General features: G+C 67.4%; 20 protein-coding genes and 1 tRNA gene. 7 read left to right on the forward strand and 14 right to left on the reverse strand.

Annotation, left to right across the window (positions count from 1 at the left end; genetic code table 11):
* Nucleotides 1–30 precede the first annotated feature (30 nt).
* The 4 genes from IFS44_RS06810 to IFS44_RS06825 all read left to right on the forward strand — a co-directional run bounded on the left by IFS44_RS06810 (nucleotide 31) and on the right by IFS44_RS06825 (nucleotide 4,924).
* Nucleotides 31–309, forward strand: a complete 279-nt coding sequence (locus tag IFS44_RS06810; RefSeq protein ID WP_031395533.1) for a chorismate mutase — start codon at nucleotides 31–33, stop codon at nucleotides 307–309.
* Nucleotides 310–449: 140 nt separating this feature from the next.
* The gene (locus IFS44_RS06815) at nucleotides 450–1,109 is read left to right on the forward strand and encodes a thymidylate kinase (RefSeq protein WP_031395532.1); all 660 of its coding nucleotides are present in this window, start codon (nucleotides 450–452) and stop codon (nucleotides 1,107–1,109) included.
* 21 nt (nucleotides 1,110–1,130) lie between these two features.
* Nucleotides 1,131–2,435, forward strand: a complete 1,305-nt coding sequence (pncB, locus tag IFS44_RS06820) for a nicotinate phosphoribosyltransferase (protein WP_192097974.1) — start codon at nucleotides 1,131–1,133, stop codon at nucleotides 2,433–2,435.
* Between the two features lie 53 nt (nucleotides 2,436–2,488).
* The gene (locus IFS44_RS06825; RefSeq protein ID WP_192097975.1) at nucleotides 2,489–4,924 is read left to right on the forward strand and encodes a hypothetical protein; all 2,436 of its coding nucleotides are present in this window, start codon (nucleotides 2,489–2,491) and stop codon (nucleotides 4,922–4,924) included.
* A 22-nt stretch (nucleotides 4,925–4,946) separates the two neighbouring features.
* On the opposite strand, the gene IFS44_RS06830 is transcribed toward IFS44_RS06825, so the two are convergent.
* The 7 genes from IFS44_RS06830 to IFS44_RS06860 form a co-directional block, all read right to left on the reverse strand.
* Nucleotides 4,947–6,266 (reverse strand): M20/M25/M40 family metallo-hydrolase, encoded by a 1,320-nt coding sequence (locus IFS44_RS06830; RefSeq protein WP_192097976.1) that lies wholly within the window; start codon nucleotides 6,264–6,266, stop codon nucleotides 4,947–4,949.
* Nucleotides 6,267–6,332: 66 nt separating this feature from the next.
* Nucleotides 6,333–6,408 (reverse strand) — tRNA-Val (locus IFS44_RS06835).
* A gap of 75 nt (nucleotides 6,409–6,483) precedes the next feature.
* Nucleotides 6,484–7,434, reverse strand: a complete 951-nt coding sequence (locus IFS44_RS06840) for a hypothetical protein (protein WP_192097977.1) — start codon at nucleotides 7,432–7,434, stop codon at nucleotides 6,484–6,486.
* Between the two features lie 100 nt (nucleotides 7,435–7,534).
* Nucleotides 7,535–8,968, reverse strand: a complete 1,434-nt coding sequence (locus IFS44_RS06845) for an NAD(P)(+) transhydrogenase (Re/Si-specific) subunit beta (RefSeq protein WP_192097978.1) — start codon at nucleotides 8,966–8,968, stop codon at nucleotides 7,535–7,537.
* A 28-nt stretch (nucleotides 8,969–8,996) separates the two neighbouring features.
* Nucleotides 8,997–9,290 (reverse strand): NAD(P) transhydrogenase subunit alpha, encoded by a 294-nt coding sequence (locus IFS44_RS06850; protein ID WP_031394789.1) that lies wholly within the window; start codon nucleotides 9,288–9,290, stop codon nucleotides 8,997–8,999.
* A 69-nt stretch (nucleotides 9,291–9,359) separates the two neighbouring features.
* Nucleotides 9,360–10,481, reverse strand: a complete 1,122-nt coding sequence (locus IFS44_RS06855; RefSeq protein ID WP_192097979.1) for an NAD(P) transhydrogenase subunit alpha — start codon at nucleotides 10,479–10,481, stop codon at nucleotides 9,360–9,362.
* A gap of 4 nt (nucleotides 10,482–10,485) precedes the next feature.
* A complete protein-coding gene (locus IFS44_RS06860; RefSeq protein ID WP_031396100.1) occupies nucleotides 10,486–10,608 on the reverse strand; it encodes an aa3-type cytochrome c oxidase subunit IV in 123 nt (40 codons plus the stop codon).
* A 207-nt stretch (nucleotides 10,609–10,815) separates the two neighbouring features.
* Here IFS44_RS06860 and IFS44_RS06865 point away from each other — a divergent pair, with 207 nt between their 5' ends.
* Nucleotides 10,816–12,231, forward strand: a complete 1,416-nt coding sequence (locus tag IFS44_RS06865) for a sigma-54-dependent transcriptional regulator (RefSeq protein ID WP_031439238.1) — start codon at nucleotides 10,816–10,818, stop codon at nucleotides 12,229–12,231.
* A 42-nt stretch (nucleotides 12,232–12,273) separates the two neighbouring features.
* Here the strand turns inward: IFS44_RS06865 and IFS44_RS06870 are convergent, their stop codons facing one another.
* The 7 genes from IFS44_RS06870 to glmM all read right to left on the reverse strand — a co-directional run bounded on the left by IFS44_RS06870 (nucleotide 12,274) and on the right by glmM (nucleotide 18,972).
* Nucleotides 12,274–13,158, reverse strand: coding sequence for a bestrophin family protein (locus IFS44_RS06870; protein WP_031396098.1), 885 nt, complete (start codon nucleotides 13,156–13,158; stop codon nucleotides 12,274–12,276).
* Nucleotides 13,159–13,262: 104 nt separating this feature from the next.
* Complete coding sequence (folP, locus tag IFS44_RS06875; protein ID WP_192097980.1) at nucleotides 13,263–14,321, reverse strand: dihydropteroate synthase; 1,059 nt, start codon at nucleotides 14,319–14,321, stop codon at nucleotides 13,263–13,265.
* Nucleotides 14,322–14,477: 156 nt separating this feature from the next.
* A complete protein-coding gene (locus IFS44_RS06880) occupies nucleotides 14,478–15,620 on the reverse strand; it encodes a site-specific DNA-methyltransferase (RefSeq protein ID WP_192097981.1) in 1,143 nt (380 codons plus the stop codon).
* 177 nt (nucleotides 15,621–15,797) lie between these two features.
* Nucleotides 15,798–16,436: a ribonuclease HII gene (locus IFS44_RS06885; protein ID WP_192097982.1), complete on the reverse strand. Its 639-nt coding sequence runs from the start codon at nucleotides 16,434–16,436 to the stop codon at nucleotides 15,798–15,800.
* A complete protein-coding gene (gene thiD / locus IFS44_RS06890) occupies nucleotides 16,424–17,215 on the reverse strand; it encodes a bifunctional hydroxymethylpyrimidine kinase/phosphomethylpyrimidine kinase (RefSeq protein WP_192097983.1) in 792 nt (263 codons plus the stop codon). Before thiD ends, IFS44_RS06885 begins: the two co-directional genes overlap by 13 nt.
* Before the next feature lie 201 nt (nucleotides 17,216–17,416).
* Nucleotides 17,417–17,632, reverse strand: coding sequence for a DUF1272 domain-containing protein (locus tag IFS44_RS06895; protein WP_031395385.1), 216 nt, complete (start codon nucleotides 17,630–17,632; stop codon nucleotides 17,417–17,419).
* Entirely contained in the window at nucleotides 17,632–18,972 is a 1,341-nt protein-coding gene (glmM, locus tag IFS44_RS06900; RefSeq protein WP_056673574.1) for a phosphoglucosamine mutase, read from the reverse strand. Before glmM ends, IFS44_RS06895 begins: the two co-directional genes overlap by 1 nt.
* Before the next feature lie 69 nt (nucleotides 18,973–19,041).
* Between glmM and IFS44_RS06905 the strand changes: the two genes are divergently transcribed.
* Together IFS44_RS06905 and IFS44_RS06910 are read left to right on the forward strand one after the other, a co-directional pair.
* Nucleotides 19,042–20,316, forward strand: coding sequence for a dicarboxylate/amino acid:cation symporter (locus IFS44_RS06905; RefSeq protein WP_056673571.1), 1,275 nt, complete (start codon nucleotides 19,042–19,044; stop codon nucleotides 20,314–20,316).
* On the forward strand, nucleotides 20,291–21,283 hold the full coding sequence (locus IFS44_RS06910; RefSeq protein WP_192097984.1) for an aldo/keto reductase: 993 nt from the start codon (nucleotides 20,291–20,293) through the stop codon (nucleotides 21,281–21,283). Before IFS44_RS06905 ends, IFS44_RS06910 begins: the two co-directional genes overlap by 26 nt.
* The last annotated feature ends 57 nt before the right edge of the window (nucleotides 21,284–21,340 follow it).

A 21,340-nucleotide genomic window follows, 5' to 3' on the forward strand; every position in this document is an offset into this window, starting at 1 on the left:
CAGGCGACGGCAATAGGTGGAGGTTACACGATGCCCGACGACCTGCTGAGCGGCTATCGCCAGAGCATCGACAACATCGATGCGGCACTGATTCATATGCTTGCCGAGCGATTTAAGGTGACGCAGGCGGTTGGCCGGCACAAGGCGGAGCACGGGCTGCCGGCTGCCGATCCCGGACGTGAGGAGCGTCAGATCGCGCGGTTGCGTCGGCTTGCCGAAGAAGCCCAGCTCGATCCGGAATTCTCCGAAAAGTTTTTGCGGTTCATCATCGACGAGGTGATCCGCCACCACCAGAAACTTTGCCAATGACGCGCTGGGCGGTGGTGGCCGATTGAATGATTCGCGGCATCGCCAAGGGCGGCCGACATCTCCGCCAGGCCGCACTTCCCGTATATTCGCTTCAGCACAGCTTTATCGACCTGCACGCGCCGGTCGGTTAGGGGAGCGCGATGAGCTTCCTCCTCGCTATCGAAGGTGCCGACGGCGCCGGTAAGGCCACGGCCTCCGCACTGGTCGTCGAGCAGTTGCAGGCCGCCGGGCGCAGCGCCGCGGTCATTTCGTTCCCGCGCTATACGGACACGGTCGGCGGCTGGGCGCTGGGGGCGATGCTCGCGGGCACACTACCACGCGGCACGACGCCAAAGGCCGCCGCGGTGCTCTACGCGCTCGACCGGATGGAATCGCGCGATCACCTGATGGCAACGATGGCGGCGAACGACGTCGTCGTGTTCGACCGTTATATCGCGTCGAACATGGCGTATCAGGCGGCGCAGGTGCCCGTCGACGAAGCGGATACGATGATGGCCTGGATCGCGGATCTCGAGACGCGCAGCTTTGCCCTGCCGACGCCGGATCTGTCCGTCTACCTCGATACCCCGGCAGACATTGCACGCGGGCTGATCCGCCAGAAGCGCAAGCGATCCTATACCGACGATGCGTTCGACGCTTACGAAGCGGATACCGGGCTCCAGGACCGCGTCCGCGTCAACTATGCCGCGATGGCGGCGGCAGGCCTGCTCGGCCGCTGGGCGACCGTATCGACGGTCGAGGCCGGCGCTTCGCGACTGCCAGCGGACATTGCACGCGATATCGTTGCATTGCTGCGCTGAACGCCCCGGAAGGAGATCGGCATGGCCGTCACCGATATTGCCACGCGTACCTATGACCACGGCTTCCGGCTCGATCCGATCGTCCGCAGCCTGCTCGATACCGATTTCTACAAGCTGCTGATGTTGCAGATGATCCGTCACCTGCATCCCAAGGTGCAGACGACCTTTACCCTGATCAACCGCACGACGAGCGTGCGGCTGGCGGACATCATCGACGAAGGCGAACTGCGCGCGCAACTCGATCATGCGCGCACGGTGCGGTTCGGGAAGAAGGAGCTGATCTGGCTCGCTGGCAACAGCTTCTATGGCCAGGATCGCATGTTTGCGCCCGAATTCCTGCAGTGGCTTGCCGCCTTCCGGCTGCCCGAATACGAGCTGCGGACCGTCGACGGACAGTTCGAGCTGCGCTTCGAGGGCTGCTGGGCGGAAACGACGATGTGGGAAATCCCCGCGCTCGCGATCATCAATGAATTGCGCGCGCGCGTGGCGGTCCGCGATCGCGGACGTTTCGCGCTCGACGTGATCTATGCCCGTGCGAAGGCCAAGTTGTGGGACAAGGTCGAACGGCTGAGGGATCTGCCCGATCTGGTCTTGTCCGACTTCGGTACGCGCCGCCGCCATGGCTTCCTGTGGCAACGCTGGTGCGTCGAGGCGCTCAAGGAAGGGCTTGGCAGCCGTTTCATCGGCACGTCGAACGTCTTGCTGGCGATGGACAACGATCTGGAAGCCATCGGCACCAACGCGCATGAATTGCCGATGGTCTATGCCGCACTGGCCGACGACGACCGGGGGATAGCGGATGCCCCCTACCGGGTGCTCGATGACTGGCGACGCCATTATGGCGGCAATCTGCTGATCGCGTTGCCCGACGCGTTCGGCACGAGCGCGTTCCTCGCCAACGCGCCCGACTGGGTCGCCGACTGGACGGGCTTCCGCCCCGACAGTGCACCCCCGATCGCCGGTGGCGAGGCGATCATTGCTTGGTGGAAGGCACAGGGTCGCGACCCGAAAACGAGACTCTTGATCTTCTCGGACGGCATGGATGTCGACACGATCGAAGAGACCTATCGGCATTTCCACGGCCGAGTGCGGATGAGTTTTGGCTGGGGGACCAATCTGACCAACGATTTCCGAGGATGTGACCCCGATGGCATGGCCGGACTCGAGCCGATCTCGCTGGTCGCCAAGGTGACGCAGGCCAATGGACGCCCGGCGGTCAAGCTGTCGGACAATCCAGCCAAGGCGACCGGCGATCCAGGCGAGATTGCTCGGTACCTGCGAATCTTCGGCGACGAGGGCCGCACGAACGCGAAGGTCGCGGTCTAGACCCTGCGCCACCGCCCTAAAATGGCCATGCCCTGCCGCCACGGGTAGCGCCCATGGCTGTTTCGCGATTCCCCCTCGGCGCGTCGATTACCCGGTCGGGACGCATCGCGCTGCTCTTCGCCGCGCTGCTGCCGCTCACCCCGGCACAGGCCGACCCCGCGGCCTTCGACCTGTCCGGTCCGGCGCTGAACGTCATGGTGACGCACGGCGCGACGACGTTGCCGATCGGGCAGGTGCCCAATCTCAGCGAAGGCGACCGGATCGCGGTGAGTGCGGATTTACCCCGCGATCAGGGTGTCCATTACCTGCTGGTGGCCGCATTCCTGCGCGGCGCGACCAATCCGCCCCCCAAAAACTGGTTCACACAGGCCAAGACGTGGGAGCGGAAGAAAAACACTCTCGACCTGACCGTGCCCGCAGGCGCACGCCAGCTGATCCTCTTTCTCGCGCCGGAAACCGGCGGGGGTTATGACTCGATCGTCGACGCCGTCCGCAAACAGCCCGGCGCGTTCGTCCGCGCCTCGCAGGAACTCAATCAGGCGTCGCTCGACCGCGCGCGGCTCGACACGTTTCTGGACTCCATCCACCGCCTCGAGCGCACGCATCCCGAACGCATCGAGGCCGTATCACCCGTCCTGACCCGCAGCCTGTCGATCACGCTCAAGGCCGAATGCCTCGAACAGGCGATCGATCTTCAGGCGGCCTGCCTGACGCAGAGCCGGAGCTCGCTGCTGCTGGCCGACAGTCACAGCGCATCGCTGACCGAAACTCTCGTCGGCGCCCCCACCGATCTGGCCTTGCAACTCGCCGCAACACCCGAGGCCGGATACGGCTATTACAGCTCCTATATCGGCGTCGTTCGCGATCTTGCCCGGATTTTCGGTGCATTCCAGTCGACCCAGTTCCAGTATATTCCCGCCCTCGGCCGCGCGGCAGAGTCGCGCCTGTCGCTGTTGCTGAACGCCGCCCCCTCCTTTGCAAAGCCAAAGTCGGTCATGGTCGCGGCGCTTCCGGCGATCGAGGCGCCCGAGCCGCCGCCGCTGCGCACGATCGCGCCCGGTCGCGCGCTGTGTCGGGCACGAGAGGGTGTGCTGCTTCCGGTTGAAGGCGCGCCGCTGATCTATGCCACGCGCTATGCGCATGCCATGGCGGTGCGCGTGACGCGTGCCGACGGCAGCACGCTCGATCTCCCGGTCAGCGCCGATGTCGAACGCGGGGGTTTCCTTCTCGCCGGCCCGGGCAGCGACGGCGGCGAGGTGCGAGCTGGTTTTGACGCCACGCTTCATGGCGTATGGGGCTTCACCCCGTTCGACGGTCCACGCTTTCGCATCCAGAATCCGCGCGCGAACAGCTGGCGCGCGATCGAGGGCACCACAGTGATCGCCGGACGCGATAACAGCCTGACGATCGAGGGCGGAGCAGCCGCCTGTGTCGAGGACATCGCGCTCGCCCGCACGTCCGGCACGACCGAGCCGCTCAAATGGGCCGCATTGCCGGATGGCCGGATCACCGCAACGATCCCGAAGGCGCAGATCGCGGCGGGGCAGGTCAGCCTGCTCGTCCGCCAGCAGGGAATCGCTGACGTCGACACGATCGCCCTGACCGCCTTGACGGAGACGGGGCGGATCGACGCGTTCACGCTGCACGCCGGCGATCTTCATGGTGTCCTGACGGGCACGCGGCTCGACACCGTCGCCTCCCTGAGCGTCGATGGCGCGGTATTCAGCCCTGGTGCGGTGGTACGAACCGGCAAAGCCGACGAACGCGTCATGACGGTCGACACGCCTGCTCCGGTCGCCGCCTGGACCGCAGACCAGGATCGATCGGGGCGGGTGACGCTGAAAGATGGTCGCGTGCTGCCGGTCACCGTGCATGTCGCTCTAGCGCGGCCTTCGGTCACACTCATCGACAAGACCATCGCCCCGGCGGCGCACGCAGCGTCGCTGCCGATCATATTGCCGTCGAGCACCGTCATGCCGCTCGATGCCAGCCTGACCTTTTCGATCCGCGGCGCGGGGGCGACCCGGTTCAGCGGACGCGAACAGGTCGAGATCGCCACGGTCGACGGACGCGCCTCGACCGTCATCGCCGCCGCGAACGGCTACCGCGTCCAGAGCGCACAGGTCGCGATTGCGACGATCGAACCGGCCAGGGCGCTGGGCGTATCGGCCTATGGCCCGCTACGCTACCGCCTGCTGCAAGACGGTGTGGAAAGCGATTGGGCGCCGCTCATCACTCTCGTCCGCCTGCCCATACTCGCGGGCGTGACTTGCGACAAGGGCGCGCCGCGGTGCCTGCTGACCGGTGACGCGCTGTATCTGCTCGCCGCGGTTGGCGGAGACGCGCAGTTCACCGGCGGTGCGGCAATTCCCGACGGCTATACCGCCAATACGGTCGCAATTCCGCGCCCGACCGACACGCTGTTCCTCAAGCTGCGCGACGACGATTCAGTCGTTGCGACCGCCAAGCCGAACGTCGCCGACCGCTAGCCCAGCGAGGCGTAGAGCCTTGTCACCGATCCTTTGGCTCGCGTGAGAGGCGGGCCATCAGGATCGCGGCGCGTTTGGCCTGACGGCGAATGCTCGCAAGGTCGACCGTCTCCCCCGGTGCATGATCGCCGCTGCTCGCGGTTCCGAGCCCGATCAGCCCGTCGACATCGCCCGCAACGAATGCAATGTCGCCCGCACCCCGCTTGAGCGGATCGAGCGCTGCCATCTCGGGCAGCCCCATGTCGCGATTGACCAGATTCAATCGGTCGAGCAGCGCGCGATTTCCCACCGTCGGCGGCATGGCGGGATACCCGCTTTCGAACCGGATCGTCGCATTCGTGCCCGGCGCATGCGCCGCAACGATCCGCTCCATCTTCGCACGGACCCGCATGGTCTGATCTTCGCTCAGCGTCCGAAAGTCGCCACGGGCGACCGCGGTTGCAGGGATGATATTGCCCTTGCCCGTCGCGCTCGCCCGGACGCCGTCGCTGTCGAGCGTCGCCGTCGCACCACCCGCAACCACACCCGTATTGAAGGTCAGGTTGGGTTCGGGCAGATCCTTGCGAAATGCCGCCAGGATCCGGGCCATCTCGTTGATGGCGCCGTCACCATAGGCGTCCGAGAAGATCAGCGACGAGTGCCCGGTCTTGCCCGACGTGGTGAGCACCCATCCGTTCGACGACCGTCGTGCGATCGATCCCATGTCGCGACCCTCGACGACCGACAGGCCTTCGAAGTCGAGCGCGATGTCGGCGCGCTTGCCCGCTGCGATCAGATCGCCCCGCGCGATCGCCACCGGGTCGCCCGCATCTTCCTCGTCGCCGGTCAGTACGATCTCGATATCGGCGGCCTCCAGCAGGCCGGCGGCCTTCATCGCGCGCAGCGCCGACAGCATCACGACGATCCCGCCCTTGTCGTCGCCCGCACCTGGCCCCGCCGCGCTCTCGCCTTTGCGTTCGAACCGTTGAAACGGCGAATCCGGCTCAAAAACGGTGTCGAGATGACCGATGAGCAACAGGCGTTTGGCGCCAGGCTTGCCCGGGTGCCGCGCAATCAGATGTCCCGCCCGCTGCGTCTGTGGCATCGGTTTCCAGGTCACCGCAAAGCCGAGTGGTTCGAGCTCAGCACGGACCATCGCGCCGACCTTGGCGACCCCTTCGAGGTTCATCGTGCCGCTATTCTGGTCGACGAGCGTCTTGAGCATTGCGATCGAGCGCTCATGCTCGGCGTCGACGGTCGCGACCGCCCGCATTTCTGCCGGCGTGAGGCGAGCCTGTGCCGCCCCTGCCAGAAGGATACCCCCGACCACCGTCGCAACCCACCGGAATTTCTGTCGTGCCATAAGCGTCTCAACTCCCTTGGCAGCATGAAAGCGGGGTTCGGCCGCCGCGTCCAGTGTCGGGAGATATGGTGGGCGCTGACGGGTTCGAACCGCCGACCTACTCGGTGTAAACGAGCCGCTCTACCAGCTGAGCTAAGCGCCCTCTCGGGATGAGGCCCTGAGGTGAGAGTCCGATGCCAAAGCTACGGCGTCGGGGCAAGCCCCAAAGCACATGCGTTCAGGCGATCCGCAGTTCGTTGCGCAGGACCGCGCCGAAATAGCCACGCATTGCGTCGCGCGCGGGCGGCGACAGCGCCATATAGGCGCGGCGGCGATCATGCGGATCGGGCTGGCGTTCGAACAGCCCGCTATCGGTCATGCGCGCGATCCAGCGCAACGCCGTCGTCGGCGCGACCGCGGCGGCGATGCACAAGCTCGATACCGACACACGGCGCCGCTCGAGATCGGCGGCGTAGAGATCGAGCAGCATGTCCCAGCCCGGATCCTCGAACAGCGTGCCGCCGAAAAACTGGTCGCGCAGCCGCCGCGCGCGGATCGCGCGTCGAATGTCGGTCGCGTCGTGTTGCGTCGCCCCGGGTGCCGCCTGATAGGCGACCGATCGATCGCCGACGATCGCCGGGGGATCGGACGGTCGATCATGATCTGCCTGTGTCAGCCGGGCAAGCGCCTCGGCAATGCGCCCGACCTCCGCGCTCAGACGCTCCAGCCGGGCCCCGTCGCTTTCGCGGGTGACGTCGAAGACCCCGGCAGGCTGGCGCGATCGTTCGATCGCGATCGCCACCGCGGCCACGCACTCGCCGATCCCGGGATCGACGAGCAGCGATGTCGCACCGCCCAGTGTCAGCGCGGTGATCGCGTCGATCTGGTCGGGCCGCAGCGCCACCACCAGCGCAGCATCGGTATCGGCAGCCCAGGCCACGATCTGGGCCATCCGTTCGGCGAGCAGCGGCGCGTTGATCCCCACCGTATCAACCAGAATGATACGCGGTGTCGCGGACCGATCGAGCGGGACGTGCCAGTCGATCCGGGCAATCAGGCGCCCGCCCAGCGCACCCAGCGCGGTCGCGAGCCGATCCCCTGCCCCCGCACCGCCAAGGTCCGCAATCAGAACCGCAGCGGCACCGCCATCATAGCGTATGTCCGCCGATAGCGCGTCGATCGCCGTCATTGCCGCATCCCCCGCCAGACGCGATTAGGCCATGGATCGTACCGGATTCACACGCCAAATGGGTCGGTTCTCGGCGGATCCGGCGGACAGGCGGACGCCGTCAGTCGAGCGCCTTGACGATGTCTTCGACCATCTTCTTCGCATCCGCCAGAAGCATCATCGTATTGTCGCGGTAGAACAGGTCGTTGTCGACGCCGGCATAGCCGACCCCGCCCATCGACCGCTTGATGAACAGCACCGTCTTCGCCTTCTCGACGTCGAGCACCGGCATGCCATAGATTGGCGACGATTTGTCGGTCTTGGCCGCCGGATTGGTGACGTCGTTCGCGCCGATCACGAAGGCCACGTCGGTCTGCGCGAATTCGCTGTTGATGTCCTCAAGCTCGAACACGTCGTCATAGGGCACGTTCGCCTCCGCGAGCAGCACGTTCATATGCCCCGGCATGCGCCCGGCGACGGGGTGAATCGCATATTTCACGCGCACCCCTTCCGCCTTCAGCTTGTCGCCCATCTCGCGCAGGACGTGCTGCGCCTGGGCGACCGCCATGCCGTAGCCGGGCACGATGACGACCTGTTCGGCCTGGCTCATCAGGAAGGCGGCATCCTCCGCCGAGCCGCGCTTCCACGGGCGGTCGGTGGCGGCCGCGGGGCCGCCGGCATCGGCCGACTGTCCGAACCCGCCGGCGATCACGCTGATGAAGCTGCGGTTCATCGCCCGGCACATGATGTAGCTGAGGATCGCGCCTGACGAGCCGACCAGCGCACCGGTGATGATCATCGCGGTATTGTGCAGCGTGAAGCCCATCGCCGCGGCCGCCCAGCCCGAGTAGGAATTGAGCATGCTGACGACCACCGGCATATCGGCGCCGCCGATCGGCACGATCAGCAGGAAGCCGATCACGAAGCTCAGGGCCGTGATCGTCCAGAAGATCCACGGCTCCTGATTGGTGACGAAATAGGCGATCAGCCCGAGGATCGCGGCAAGCAGCGCGATGTTGATGACGTGGCGCCCGGGCAGCATGATCGGCTTGCCGCCCATGTTGCCGTTGAGTTTCAGGAAGGCGATGACCGAGCCCGAGAAGGTGATCGCGCCGATCGCGACGCCCAGCCCCAGCTCGATCCGGCTGACCGGCCGGATGATCGCGACCGGATCGCCAAGCAGCGGGATCATCAGGTCCGAGATGCCGAATGCCTGCGGGTTGAGATAGGCCGCAACCCCGACCAGCACTGCGGCAAGCCCGACCAGCGAATGGAACGCGGCGACGAGCTGCGGCATCGCGGTCATCGCGATCCGCCGGGCGGTGACGAGCCCGATCGCGGCACCGATGCCGATCGCGACGACGATCTCCCAGATGCCAACGTTGAGATGCGTGACCAGCGTCGTGACGACCGCGATCGTCATGCCGATCATGCCAAACCGGTTGCCGCGCTGGCTCGTCGCCGGGCTGGACAGACCACGCAGCGCGAGGATGAAGCACATGCCGGCGACGAGATAGGCCAGCGCGACCCAGGGGTTCACGGCTACGTCATGCATCACTCAGTTCCCCTCGGATCCGTGACGGTCACTTGGCGACCGGCCGTTCCTTTTTCTTGTACATCGCCAGCATTCGCGCGGTGACTGCAAAGCCGCCGAAGATGTTGACGCTCGCCAGCACGACCGCGAGCAGCCCGAGATATTTCGCGACCGGCGATCCCGCCGCGGCGGATGCGATCAGCGCGCCGACGATGATCACGCTGGAAATCGCGTTGGTCACCGCCATCAGCGGCGTGTGGAGTGCGGGTGTCACCGACCAGACGACATAATAGCCGACGAAACAGGCCATGACGAAGATCGACAGGATCGCGATAAAGTCCATCTCAGCCCTCCTGAGCCCCGCGAATGTTGCGAATGTTGAGACGCAAACGGGGTTTTGTATCGTGCCGGGTCATGGCTGCAAACGCGGATTGACGATCGCGCCGTCGCGGGTCAGGCGGATCGCGTCGCCGATTTCCGCATCGAGCACCGGCCGCCCCGTCTCCCTGTCCCAGAAGGCACTGAGAAAGTTGAACAAATTTCGGCTGAACAGCGCACTGGCATCAGCAGCGAGCCGGCTCGGGACGTTGCGGTGGCCGACGATCCTGACGCCGTTCACCTCGACGATCTCGCCCGCGACCGCACCCTCGACATTGCCGCCCTGTTCGACCGCGAGATCGACGATCACCGACCCGGGCTTCATGCTCACGACCTGCGCGGCCGAGATCAGCCGCGGCGCGGGGCGGCCGGGGATCAGCGCGGTGGTGATGACGATGTCCTGCTTGGCGATGTGCCCGGAGACGAGTTCGGCCTGCGCGGCCTGATATTCGGGGCTCATCTCGCCCGCATAGCCGCCCGTCCCCTCGCCCTCGATCCCGGCGACGCTTTCGACGAAGATCGGTTTCGCGCCGAGCGACTGGATCTGTTCGCGCGTCGCGGCGCGGACGTCGGTGGCGGAGACCTGCGCCCCGAGCCGGCGCGCGGTCGCGATCGCCTGAAGCCCGGCGACGCCGACCCCCATCACGAACACGCGCGCGGCGCTGATCGTCCCCGCGGCGGTCATCATCATCGGAAAGGCCCGGCCGTATTCGGCCGCGGCGTCGAGCACCGCCTTGTAGCCCGACAGGTTCGACTGCGAGGAGAGGATGTCCATCGACTGCGCGCGCGTGATCCGCGGCATGAACTCCATTGCCAGCGCCTCAAGGCCCGCCGCGGCATAGGCATCGACCCGGGCGCGCTCGCCAAAGGGATTGAAGCTCGCGACGACCCAGGCGCCGGGCGCGGCGCCTGCCAGCGTTGCCGGATCCGGCGCCTGCACGCCGAGCACGATGTCCGCACCCGAAATCGCCGCCGCCCGGTCGGTGATGCTCGCCCCCGCATCGGCATAGGCGGCGTCGGCGATCGACGCGGACTGGCCGGCCTCCGCCTCGACCGCGAGCGTCGCGCCCAGCGCGACGAACTTGCGGACGGTTTCTGGCGTCGCGGCAACCCGCCGCTCGCCGTCCACCTGCTCCTTGAGGACGGCGATCTTCATCGGATCAGGAAATCAGCCAGATGACGATCGCGACGATCACCGCACAGGCGATCGCGCCGATCTTCATCACGCCGATGACGCTGTCATAGGTCGCAGCATGACCCTTGATGTTTGCATCGTCCGCCATGATCCGTCCCTCGCCATTCTGTTATCGGTACGACCTTATCGGGCCGGTGCCCCAGCCTCAACCCCCGCACTTCCAAACCCCGGCTTCGTGCCGTCGTGCAGCCGCGGCGGCACGGTCGGGGCGCATCGCAACCGCCCCAAAGCGATATTTAAGTCGCCCTTTACCTGAAAACGCTAAAGACTGTCCGCAAACGGGACAGGATTCGCCATGACGCGCAACGGGCAGCGCCTGCTACTATTGATCGACAACGAGCCTGCACAACGGCGGCTGGTGTCCGCACTGGCGTCGCGTGGCGGCTGGCGGACCGTGTTCGCGAGCGACGGCGAGATGGCGATCGCCACGCTCGGCACGCAGGACGGGATGCAGCTCGACGCGATCATCCTCGACCATTCCGCACCGCATGAGGACGCATCGGCGGTGATCGCCGAGCTGCGCAATCGTCGCCCGGCGCTGCCGATCCTGATGCTGACCGCGAACGGTTCGGTCGAGCATGCGGTGAACGCGATGCGCGCAGGCGCGACCGACTTCCTGGTCAAGCCGCTCGCGCCCGACCGGCTGCTCGCCTCGCTCGACGCGGTCGTCGCCGGGACGACCGCGGGCGAGCTGCGGCCGCTGACCGAGAAGATCCCCGCGCTGCTCGCGTTCGACGAGATCGTCGGCTCGTCGCCCGATTTCCGCGCGGCGCTGGCGATCGCCGCCAAGGCCGCGCGCGGCCGCGTCGCGATCCTGCTCGAAGGCGAAAGCGGGGTCGGCAAGGAGGTCGTCGCCGAGGCGATCCACGCGGCATCGCCGCGCGCCAAACGCCCGATGATCAGCGTCAATTGCGGCGCGATCCCTGCCAATCTGGTCGAGAGCGAGCTGTTCGGGCACGAGGAAGGCGCGTTTACCGGCGCGTTCGAGCGCAAGATCGGCCGGTTTCGCGAGGCGGACGGCGGCACATTGTTCCTCGACGAGATCGGGGCGATGCCGATCGACGCGCAGATCAAGCTGCTTCATCTGCTCGATACGGGCGACGTCCATGCACTCGGTGCGCGGCATCCGCAGCAGGTCGACGTCCGGGTGATCGCCGCGAGCAACACGACGCTGATCGACGAGGTCGAGGCGGACCGGTTTCGCGAGGACCTCTATTACCGGTTGAACGCGGTGCAGGTGACGATCCCGCCGCTGCGCGAGCGGACCGGCGACATACCGGCGCTTGCCCGCCACCTGCTCGCGCGGATCGCGCAGCAGCCGGGACTGCGTCCGCTCGGCATCACCGACGATGCGCTGGCGCTGCTGGTCCAATATGACTGGCCGGGCAATGTCCGGCAGATGCAGAATGCGCTCTTCCGTGCCGCGGTGCTGTGCGAAAGCGATGCGCTGACACGCGCCGATTTCCCGCAGATCGCGGCGCTCGGCAGCCGTCGCCGGCCCGAGCCCGCGACCGCGGCCGGTGGCGGCGGGGTGACGCTGTTCAGTGCCGACGGGCATCTGCGCACGCTGGAGGAGATCGAATCGGACCTCATCCGGCTCGCCATCGGTCACTATCGCGGGCGGATGACCGAGGTCGCGCGGCGTCTCGGGATCGGGCGGTCGACGCTGTACCGCAAGCTCGCGGAGCTCGGGATCGACAACGTCGCCTGACCCCGGGCGACGTTGTCCTGGAGCCGGATTAAAGGCAGCGACCTACCAGAGCACGCCCTTGACGGGCTTCAGCGGCTCGGGGGCCTCGTCGCCGATCGCCTGGAGCAGGTCGATCTCGATCGTCCGGCACATCGCGTTCAGCGGTACGTCGTGGATCGTGTCCGCGAACGGATCGACGAGATCGTCGCCGATCTGAAGCACCGCGAGGAACATCAGCCCTGCGATCGTCGAGCCGATCGGGGTTGCGAAGCCGAGCGTCTCGACCAGCCCGATCGGCAGCAGGATGCAGAACAGCCGGGTGAAAAGCGTCGGGAAAAAGCGGTACTGGTTGGGCAGCGGGGTGTTTTTGATCCGCTCCATCCCGCCCTGTGCGTTGGCGATATCGACCAGCAGCCGTTCGAACGACGCCTGCTGGATCGTGTCGATCCAGCCGTTGCGGCGGGCGATGTCGATCCGCCGCCCGGTGCCGTCGAGCAGGCCGTTGGCGGGATTGGTCCGCGCGAGGGCGAACGACGCCTCGTCCTCCGACAGGAACCGCAGGACATCGGGCGCGACCGGCTGGCGACGGAGCTGACAGCGCAACGCGTTCACATAGGCGATCTGGCGCAGGACGATCGTCCGCTTGAGATCATGGCCTTCGGGTTCGGGCAGCAGGTTGCGCGTCATGCGGGCGAGGCTGCGCGAGGCGTTGGTCATCAGCCCCCAGAGGCCGCGGCTTTCCCACCAGCGCTGATAGGCGGAATTGTCGCGAAAGCCGAGGAACAGCGCGAGCGCGGTGCCGAACAGCGTCAGCGGCAGCGACGGCGCATGAAAGGGCAGGACATAATAGGTGATGGTCACCACGACGTCCCAGACAAAGAGCCCGAGCAACGGGCGCCAGACTTCGCTGAGGATCTGGCTGAGGCGCGGTGTTGCGGTAACGATCAAACGAAAGGCTCCTTGCTGACGCCTTGTCTAATGCGCGATCGCGCATTTCGCTGCAATGCGGCGATATTCCGCCCCGAACATGTGACCAGAAGATCGGCGCCGGGTCAGCCGCCGACGAGTGCGAGGTCGCGCATCCCGCGCCAGACGCGCAGCGCCTGGACGGTCTCGGCGACGTCGTGGACGCGCAGGATCTGGACCCCCGCCTCGACGCCCTTGAGAGCGAGCGCGAGCGATCCGGCGAGCCGGTCGCCGACCGGGGCCTCGTTCGACAAAGCGCCGATCAGCCGCTTGCGGCTCGCCCCGAGCAGGATCGGGCAGCCAAGCCCGTGAAACATCGCCAGGCCGTTGAGCAGCGCGAGATTGTCGGCGAGCGTCTTGCCGAAGCCGATGCCGGGATCGACGATGATCCGCGTGCGATCGACGCCGCCCGCGACGACCGCGGCGATCCGCGCCTCGAGCCAGTCGAACACGTCGGTGACGACGTTTCCGTAGCCGGTCCGCCCGTGGCCGCCCTCGCGGGGGTCGGGCGAGTGCATCAGCACGACCGGACAGCCGCTGGCGGCGACGACCTCGAGCGCGCGGTCGTCCCACAGCAGGGCGGCGACGTCGTTGACGATATGCGCGCCGGCGGCGAGCGTCGCCGCCATCACGCCGGCCTTGCGCGTGTCGACCGAGACGATCGCGCCGGCGCGGGCAAGCCGCTCGACGACGGGGACGAGCCGGGCGATCTCGTCGCCTTCCCAGACCACCGCCGCGCCGGGGCGGGTCGATTCGCCGCCGACATCGATCATCGTCGCGCCCGCCGCGGCCATGTCGATCCCGGCGGCGGCGGCGGCGGCGGGGTCGTCGACATGCTTGCCGCCATCGGAGAAGCTGTCCGGGGTGACGTTGAGAATAGCCGCGACGAGCGGCTGGTCGAAGCGCAGCATGCGCTCGCCGAGCGCGAGCGGCGCGCGCGGCGCGGTGATCAGCGCGTGAAGATGCGCCGCGCGCTCGCCCTGCGTGGCGACGTCGGCGACGGGGATCGTGCGACGGGTCCCGCGCTCGATCACCTCATAGGCGGCGAACCACTGCATTCCGCCCGCGAGCCGCGCGACGCTGCCGTCGGGATGGCCGATCGGGGTGTCGACGAACTGGACGGGGCGGAGGTGGAGGCTGGTCATGCCCCCCTTTTCCCCAAATCCGCATGCCGTTCAAACGGCTAATCCCGTTCGTCCCGTATAGGCATCGAGCACGTCGAGATGCCGTATCGAGGGACATGTACCTCGATACGAGCCCTCGACTACGCTCGGTCTCTACTCGGCACGAACGGCAATTCGCTAGACCGTCGTCGCCAGCAAATAGGTCTGGCGGAGGTCGTCGATCGGCTTCAGCCCCTTGTCGCTCTCGTAATGCCAGAAGCTCCAGCCATTGCAGGCGGGCGCGTTCTGGAGCGTCGAGCCGAGCTTGTGGATCGAGCCGATCGTGCCGCAATCGCTGAGCAGCGAGCCGTCCGCGCGGATCGTCGCGCGCCAGCGGCGCTTGCCGTCGGTCAGCACCGTGCCGGGCGCGAGATAGGCATTCTCGACGAGCACGCCGAACGCGACCTTGGGCTGTGCGCGCGGGCTCATCATCGTCGCCAGCGCGGATTCGTCGAGCGGCAGCGCGGCCTCGATCCGCTCCTGCGCCGCCTCGATATACTCGCCCTCGCGGTCGATCCCGATCCAGCTGCGCCCGAGCCGCTTGGCGACCGCGCCGGTCGTGCCGGTGCCGAAGAACGGGTCGAGCACCACGTCGCCGGGCTTGGTGCACGCGAGCAGGATCCGGTAGAGCAGCGCCTCGGGCTTCTGCGTCGGATGGACCTTGGTGCCGTTCTTCTTGAGCCGCTCGGGGCCGCCGCAGATCGGGAATTCCCAGTCGCTGCGCATCTGTAGCTCGTCGTTGAGCGTCTTCATCGCGCGGTAGTTGAAGGTGTATTTCGCCTTCTCGCCCTTCGACGCCCAGATCAGCGTCTCGTGCGCGTTGGTGAAGCGGGTGCCGCGGAAATTGGGCATCGGGTTTGTCTTGCGCCAGACGATGTCGTTGAGGATCCAGTAGCCGAGATCCTGCACCGCCGCGCCGACGCGGAAGATGTTGTGATAGCTGCCGATTACCCAGATGCTGCCATCGTCCTTGAGGATCCGGCGCGCTTCCTTCAGCCAGGCGCGGGTGAAGCGGTCATAGGCGGCGAAGGTGTCGAACTTGTCCCACTCGTCGGTGACCGCGTCGACATGGCTGCCATCGGGGCGATAGAGTTCGCCGCCGAGCTGGAGATTGTACGGCGGATCGGCGAAGATTATGTCGATCGAGTTCGACGGCAGCGCCTTCATGCGCTCGATACAGTCGCCGCGCAGGATCTGGTCGAGCGGCAGCGTGGGCTGCACGGCCGGCGCCGCTACCTTCTTTACCGCGCGCGGCCGCGCGATCGTGTCGATCAAACCCATGTTTTTGCGCCCCTTGTCGACCCCCATAGCTGCGGAATTGTCCGACTCCGTCAAGCAGAGTTTGATGAACGGCGCGCGGGCGCGAATCCGTCGGTGCGACCAAACGAGTCGCCGTCGCCCAGATGTTGAGTCGTGACAGACTCGCGCCTCAAGCCCTTGGGGTGTGGCGCGAAAGACTCAGCTCGTCGTTTCCTTCGCGAAAAGGCCCTCGCGCGTCAGATAGGCCGCCGCGACGGGGGCGAAACTGCGGCGATGAATCGGTGTGGGGCCATGATCGCGCAGCGCCTTCATGTGATGCGCGCAGCCATAGCCCTTGTTCGAATGCCAGTTGTACTCGGGGTGGACGTCGGCGGCGGCGATCATGATCAGGTCGCGCGTGTGCTTGGCGACGATCGAGGCGGCGGCGATCGACAGCGATTTTGCATCGCCCCCGACCAGCGGGGTGGCGGGGTAGCTCCAGCGCGGCAGGCGGTTGCCGTCGACGAGGACGTGGCCGGGCGCGTGGCCGATTTCGGTGGCGAGCGCGTCGACCGCGAGCGTCATCGCCTTCATCGTCGCCCAGTAGATGTTGAGCGTGTCGATCTCGTCGGGCTCGACGATGCCGATACCGACGATCGCACAGCTTTTCAGCCGCGCGCAGAGCCGTTCGCGCTCGGAGGCGGAGAGCTTCTTCGAATCGTCGATGCCGCGGGGCACGCCCTTTGCAGGCAGGATCACCGCGGCGGCGACGACCGGGCCGGCGAGCGGACCGCGACCGGCCTCGTCGACGCCGGCGACGGGGCCGACGCAGAGCTTTTCGTGTTTCATGCCGGGCATGTGCGGTCTTTCAGCTGGTCGAACGGGCTGACGCCGAGCGCGTGCCCCATCGGCCCGTGCCCTGCGCCAAGCCCCGGCGGCTGCGCAAGTGCGGCGCGAACGAACGCGATCGCGCGCGCGATGGCTGCGTCGAGCGGCATGCCTTGGCCGAGGCCGGTGGCGATGCCGCTGGCGAGCGTGCAGCCGGTGCCGTGCGCGTGGCGGGTTTCGATGCGGGGGTTGGTCCACCGCGTTTCGCCGGCGTCGGTGACGAGGCGGTCGGTGACGCGCGGGCCTTCGGCGTGGCCGCCCTTGACGAGCACGGCGGGCCCGAGCGCGCGCACCGCCGCCTCGCCGCCGAGTGCGGCGAGTTCGGGGAGATTGGGGGTGACGAGCGTGGCGATCCGCATGAGGCGGGCGAAGGCGGCGATCGTGTCGGGGTCGGCGAGCACCGAGCCGCTGCTGGCGATCATGACCGGGTCGAAGATGATCGGTATCGGGTCGCGGGAGAACATTGACGTCAGGCGGTCGGCGACGGCGTTGGCAGTTTCTGCCGAGCCGATCATGCCGATCTTCACCGCGTCGACGCCGATGTCGGCCACGACCGAGTCGATCTGCGCGAGGACGATGTCGGTGGGCACGGGGTGGACCGCCTGCACGCCGAGCGTGTTCTGCGCGGTGATCGCGGTGATGGCGGTCATCGCGTGGCCGCCGAGCATCGTGACGGTCTTGATGTCCGCCTGGATGCCGGCGCCGCCGCCTGAATCGGAGCCGGCGATGATGAGGAGTCTCGCGGTCATTGGCGGTGCCGGGCGGGGTTGGAGGTCATGGGTCGGGCTATGGCATAGTCGGTGCGGTGCGGGACAGGGCCCCCGCCACCTCCCCGGCGGAAGCCGGGGCCCAGTTGGGGACTGCTCCTGACGGAGGGCAGCGATCCGTTACCTCGACCTTTCCAACTGGGCCCCGGCCTTCGCCGGGGTGGTTGAGGTTTGGAGAGGGGTCTAGTGCCGCCGGCCCGAGGCCGGTCTCTGTGGCGGGGCGTCGCCGAACCGGGTCGGGCGGTCGAGGAGTTCGCCGCCGCAATTGGGACAGCGCTCGTCGAGCGCGTCCGCGCAGGAGGCGCAGAAGGTGCATTCGTACGAGCAGATGAACGCGCCGGGCGCGTCGGCGGGAAGCTCGGCGGCGCAGCGTTCGCAGGCGGGGCGCATCTCGAGCATCAGGCGGCGACCTTGCGGACGGCGTCGCAGATCCGGTCGACGACGCGCCCGACCTGGCCCGGATCATCCCCTTCCGCCATCACGCGGATCACGGGTTCGGTGCCCGACGGGCGGATGACGAGCCGCCCCTTGCCGGCGAGCTCGGCCTCGGCCTGCGCGATCACCGCTTTCACCGCCTCGTCGTCGAGCGGCTTGCCGCCGCCGAACCGGACGTTCTTCAACAGTTGCGGCAGGGGCTCGAACCGGTGGAGCACCTCGCCCGCGCGCGCGCCCGAGCGCTTGACCTCGGCGAGGATCTGGAGGGCTGCGACCAGGCCGTCGCCGGTCGTGGCATAGTCGCTCAGGATGATGTGCCCCGACTGCTCGCCGCCGACATTATAGCCGCTGGAGCGCATCTTTTCGAGCACGTGGCGATCGCCGACCTGGGTGCGGACCAGCCCGAGCCCCTGCGCGGCGAGATGGCGTTCGAGGCCGAGATTGGACATCACGGTGGCGACGAGGCCGCCGCCCTTGAGCCGCCCCTGCCGCGCCCAGCTTGCCGCGATCGTCGCCATCAGCTGATCGCCGTCGACGATCGTGCCGGTCTCGTCGACGACGATCAGCCGGTCGGCGTCGCCGTCGAGCGCGATGCCGATATCCGCGCCGCTCGCGACGACCGTCTCGGCGAGCGCCTGCGGTGCGGTCGAGCCGACGCCATCATTGATGTTGGTGCCGTCGGGCGTGACGCCGATCGCGACGACGTCCGCGCCGAGTTCCCACAGCGCCGAGGGGGCGACCTTGTAGGCGGCGCCGTTCGCGCAATCGAGCACGATCCGCATCCCGTCGAGCCGCAGATTTTCCGGGAAGGTCGACTTGGCGAAATGGATGTAGCGCCCCTGCGCATCGTCGATCCGGCGCGCGCGGCCGATCTTGCTCGACGCGACCAGCGGCACGTCGCCGTCGATCAGCGCCTCGATCGCGGTCTCGGCCTCGTCGGACAGCTTGAAGCCGTCGGGGCCGAACAGCTTGATCCCGTTATCGGCATAGGGGTTGTGGCTGGCGGAGATCATCACGCCGATATCCGCGCGCATCGACTGGGTCAGCATCGCGACCGCAGGCGTCGGCATCGGCCCGACCATCACCACGTCCATGCCGACGCTGGTGAACCCTGCGACCAGCGCGGATTCGAGCATATAGCCCGACAGCCGCGTGTCCTTGCCGATCACGACGCGGTGGCGATGATCGCCGCGCAGGAAATAAGCGCCCGCCGCCATCCCGACCTTCATCGCCATCTCCGCGGTCATCGGCGATGCGTTGGTGGCACCGCGAATGCCGTCGGTGCCGAAATATTTCCTTGCCATCGTCAATGCTTTCCGTCCGGTATCGCTCTCTGGCATCGCTGATAGCGCGGTGGAACACGAAGGGCGAGCATGTCGCAGACTACACGGATACTCGCAGCGCTGTTCGGCGGCATCGGGATCGGCATCGCCGCGGCCGCCTGGTCGCCGGCCCACGCGCTCGCGGCGACGGCGGTGACCCAGCCGATCGGCGCGGCCTGGCTGCACGGGTTGCAGATGGTGATCGTGCCGCTCGTCGTCGGGCTGCTCGTCACCGGGATCGGCGCGACGACCGAGGCGGCACGCGCCGGGCGGATCACGATGCGGGCGATGGTGATGATCGTCGTCATCCTGTGGAGTTCGACGATCATGTCCGCGCTGGTCATGCCGCTGATCCTCGATGCCTTCCCGCTGCCACGCGGACTCGGCGCCGCGCTGCGCGCCGCGCTGACCGGTGCCGCCCCGGTCGGGCCGGTGCCCGGGATCGGCGCGTTCTTCGACACGATCGTGCCGACCAACATCGTCGCCGCGGCATCGAGCGATTCGTTCCTGCCGCTCACCGTGTTCGCGCTGACGTTCGCCTTTGCCGTGACGAAGCTGCCCGACGATCGCCGTCGCGTGCTGACCGGCTTCTTCCAGGCGGTCGTCGACGCGCTGCTGATCATCATCAAATGGGTGCTGAAGCTCGCCCCGATCGGCATCTTCGCGCTCGCCTACGGGGTCGGTGCGCGCACCGGGACGGCGGCGTTCGGCGCGCTGCTGCACTATATCGTCTGCGTCTCGGCGATCGGCTTCATCGTCCTGCTGAGCGCCTATCCGATCGGGATGATCGGCGGCCGGGTCAGCCTGGGCCGGTTCGCGCGCGCGGTCGCGCCGGCGCAGGCGGTGGCGATCAGCACGCAGTCGTCGCTCGCCTCGCTGCCGGCGATGCTGAAGGCCTCGACCGAGCTCGGCGCGTCGCCCGCCACCGCCGGGATCGTCCTGCCGCTGTCGGTCGCGGTGTTCCGCGCGACCAGCCCGGCGATGAACCTCGCGGTCGCGCTCTATGTCGCGCACTGGCTGGGGCTGCCGATCGGGCCGGGGCAGATGGCCGCGGGCGTCGCGACCGCGGCGATCACGACGATGGGATCGATCTCGTTGCCCGGCACGATCAGCTTCGTCGCCTCGGTCGCGCCGGTCGCACTGGCGATGGGCATCCCGCTCGAAGTGCTCGGCCTGCTCATCGCGGTGGAGACCATTCCCGACCTGTTTCGCACCGTCGGGAACGTGACGATGGACACCGCCGTCACTATCTCCGTCGCGGCGCGGTCCGATCACGGCGGCGGCGCCGAGGAGATTCCGCATGAAATATCGCACGCTCGGCCCTGATTTCGAGGTTTCCGCGCTCGGTCTCGGCTGCATGCCGATGGCCGGGGTCGGCAAGGACATGTACGGCAGCGCCCCCGCCGACGAGAGCATCGCGACGATCCACCGCGCGATCGAACTGGGCGTGACGCTGTTCGACACCGCCGAAATCTATGGTCCGCTGATCAACGAGGAGCTGCTCGGCAAGGCGATCCGCGGCAAGCGCGATGGCGTCGTGATCGCGACCAAGTTCGGCTTCCGCTATGACGACAATGGCATGACCGGCGTCGACAGCACGCCTGCCAATGTGCGGCGTGCGTGCGAGGGATCGCTGAAGCGGCTCGGCGTCGAGACGATCGACCTGCTCTACCAGCACCGCGTCGATCCGGGCGTGCCGATCGAGGATACGGTAGGCGCGATGGCCGAGCTCGTGCGCGAGGGCAAGGTGCGGCATCTGGGACTGTCGGAGGCCGGGCTCGACACGATCCGGCGTGCCGCGGCGACGCATCCGATCGCGGCATTGCAGAGCGAATATTCGCTGTGGGAGCGCGGGGTCGAGGACGCAATCCTGCCGCTATGCCGTGAGCTGGGGATCGGGTTCGTGCCCTATTCGCCGCTCGGCCGCGGGTTCCTGACCGGGCAGATCACCGCGCGATCGGACCTGCCCGAGGGCGACTATCGGCGGAACGATCCGCGCTATTCGGACGCAAACTTCGCCAAGAACATGGAGATGGTCGCGGTGGTGAAGGCGATCGCGGACACGCATGGGGCGAGCCCGGCACAGGTCGCGCTGGCGTGGCTGCTGGCGCAGGGCGACGACATCGTGCCGATCCCGGGGTCGAAGCGCCGCGTCACGCTGGAGGACAGCATGAAGGCGGCCGACGTCACGCTGTCGGCGGACGATCTGGCGAAGCTCGATGCGGCGGCGCCGAGGGGCAGCACCGCGGGGCCGCGCTATGGCGAGAAAGCGCTGTCGATGACGCGGATCTGATCGGGCCCTACCCTCTCATAATTGTCATCCCCGCGCAGGCGGGGATCCAGACTGGCG

The organism is Sphingomonas sp. CFBP 13706 (assembly GCF_014842355.1).
Lineage (GTDB): Bacteria > Pseudomonadota > Alphaproteobacteria > Sphingomonadales > Sphingomonadaceae > Sphingomonas > Sphingomonas aerolata.